The organism is Stenotrophomonas sp. P5_A8 (genome assembly GCF_056400545.1).
The window spans coordinates 1-2,481 of record NZ_JBFULB010000449.1; the positions used below are offsets into that span (position 1 = coordinate 1).

Consider the following 2,481-nt stretch of genomic DNA (forward strand, 5'->3'; position numbering starts at 1 on the left):
CGGCCACACCGACCACGGTCACCCCGCCCAGGCCACGCTGCGCCGCTTCCTGCGCCACCGCGTCGAGCAGGGCCGCGCGAACCCGCGCGGGCTGCTTGCGCCGTTTGAGTGCGTCCATCAGTGCGCCGCCGCTTTGGAGAACGCGTTGATCACGACCACCCCGCCCACGATCATCGCCACGCCCACGATCGCTTGCCAGTCCAGGGTCTGCTTGAACACCGTGACGCTGATGATCAGGGTGAGGACGATGCCAAGCCCGCCCCAGATGGCGTAGGCGATGCCGAGCGGCAAGGTCTTCAGCGCATGGCTCAGCAGGTAGAACGACAGCCCGTAACAGAGCGCCATCGCAACCGTAGGGGCCAGCCGGGTGAACTGCGCTGTCTTCTGCAGCAGCAGGGTGCCGGTGACCTCGGAGACGATGGCGCCGGTCAGGAACAGATATGCCGTGATGAGAGGGGTCATTCCAAACAACCTTCAAGATACCGACCGGGCGGTATGTTAAAGGAAGTGGCGCTGAACGGGGACTGTCTGCAGCGGCTTCGGGCGTGCCGGCTGGCGCGTGCGGGTCAGCGCGCTTGAGGCGCGTGGTCGGGTGGGTGGATACGCGGTGACATCACGCCGCCGGGAAACCGCTCGATGAATGCGGTAAAGCGCGCGCCTGATATCGCCTGCCGGGTGCGACACGCCGGGCAGTCCAGCACGGCGCCGCCGCCGGGGATGTTCACCAGCCAGGGCGCGGTTACCTCCATCGTGTGATGACAGGTCAGGCACTCCGCACGCACGCTGAGGATGGCGTTGACCGTTGTCTGCGTGGAGCCGGCCGGCACGCCGACGACAGCCAGCAGGTAGAACAGACCTGTATCCGGCACGATCCTTCCCCCCAACGAAATGGCGCGGAAGTCATGCCTTGCCGCGACCGAAAACGCGCCGGGCGGCAGCGCACACGAAAGGTCTTTCCACGTGCGTTGGATCCTAGACCTGTGCTTGTTAGCACACTGCATGTGAGGCGCAGCAGGCGCTCCCTAGGCCATGGGAAGCAGAAGTCCGTCGAAGCGTGCGTTGCTGATCGCCTGGCGTGCTTTGCAGCCGGGGCAGGTAATGGCGACGCCCCCCGGGATGATCTGCAGGCCTTGCCGGGCGATGGCGGTGAAGTGACGTTTACATGCAACACAGGCGGCGGCCAAGGCGGTAATGGCCGCTCCGCCAGCGCCAGGTGCCATTCCTGGCCCGTGGACTTCAATCAGCTCGAAGATGCCGGTGCATGTCATGGGGCGCGAGATCCGTGGGTGCCGGTGGCACCAGTAAGTAGCGGCCGACGCGGCAGGAACCTGAGGCGGACAGGGATGCGGGCCGGCGGCGCTGCAGCGGCGTGGAATACCATGGGGCGTGCCTCGTCTGGATGGATGCACCACCCTAGGCCCGCGTTCGTTACTTGAGCGCGGGTTCGTGTGAGGCCGCTCTGGACATCCGTCGCTGTGGTCACACCCGCAGGGCATCGGGTTGCCGCTGTTTACCGTCGCCCGCCGCGCCTTACGTATCCGGAAGGTATGTGCGTGCACGTACGGTGAGGTCCATGTGCAAAGACACAACCGTTCATCTGACGTCGTGCGAATTCTCGTCCCGGTAACCTGCGTAGGGCCATGGTTGGTTTTCACCAGGAGTACTCGTATGCAGACGTCATGGCTGTCCCGAATAGAGCGTTGGGCCGAGGAACCCGGTTTTCGCACCCAGACGCTGGACGATGCAAGTGCGGCGTTGCGCGAGCTTCTTCCCGGGTTTCCCGCCCCGGGTGACCAGCCACGGGAAATCTGTGTCAACGGCTACCGTTGGTTCCATGGCGAGATGGAGGCGGTCGCTGACGCCATCCATCGCGCGTCGCGTCGGCCGCACGCCGTAGCCGCCACCCTGGAAGGGGCGGATTGGAATGTCGATCGCAACGCCGCCGGGTTGTGGGCCATCCCCGGCTCCAGCCGCGTGCAGGCGCGCGATACGCGCCGTAATGGCTGGGTCGGCCCCTGCCGTCGGCGGTATCGGCATGCGCCCTGTCACGGAACCGGCAGCGACGCGTCCAGGTGCCGGGTGAAAAACCGGGCCATCACTCGATAGGCCTGCTGGCTTTCCGGGAGTTTGGCATCCAGGTGGAAGGCATGCCCCAGCCCGTCCCACACGTGCAGATCGGATTCGCGCCCCAGGTCGACCAACCGTCCGTGCATGTAGGAGACGTTGCTCAGTTCGGCGGCGCGGGTGGCGGTGATGAACAGCGTAGGTGGGAACCGGGCCAACAGTTCCTCCGAGAACACCGGCGACACCAGTGGATCGCGGAAATCCACATCGCCGTAGTACAGGTCTTCCATGATCGGCAGCGACCCATCGGAATGCGGTAGCAACGCATCGTTGATCGCGGCCATCACATAGCGGGAATCACCGCCATAGCGTGCATCGCCGCCAGCGCAGAACAGGCCGGCCGCGCCCGGCATCGGG

The 2,481-nt window shown here is 65.5% G+C and carries 4 protein-coding genes; all 4 read right to left on the minus strand.

Translation table 11 applies throughout. The features are described 5' to 3' along the window. Positions 1 to 117: 117 nt before the first annotated feature. Positions 118 to 462 carry a DMT family transporter gene (locus tag AC1DQP_RS19385; RefSeq protein ID WP_306175361.1) on the minus strand — a complete coding sequence of 115 codons (345 nt, stop codon included), beginning with the start codon at positions 460 to 462 and terminating at the stop codon, positions 118 to 120. Between the two features lie 104 nt (positions 463 to 566). Then, positions 567 to 869, minus strand: a complete 303-nt coding sequence (locus tag AC1DQP_RS19390) for a hypothetical protein (protein ID WP_478052289.1) — start codon at positions 867 to 869, stop codon at positions 567 to 569. A gap of 153 nt (positions 870 to 1,022) precedes the next feature. Continuing rightward, positions 1,023 to 1,268: a hypothetical protein gene (locus tag AC1DQP_RS19395; protein ID WP_457321923.1), complete on the minus strand. Its 246-nt coding sequence runs from the start codon at positions 1,266 to 1,268 to the stop codon at positions 1,023 to 1,025. Positions 1,269 to 2,045: 777 nt separating this feature from the next. Beyond that, positions 2,046 to 2,481, minus strand: a 436-nt coding sequence (locus AC1DQP_RS19400) for an alpha/beta hydrolase fold domain-containing protein (protein ID WP_478052290.1), incomplete at its 5' end; no start/stop codon positions are given.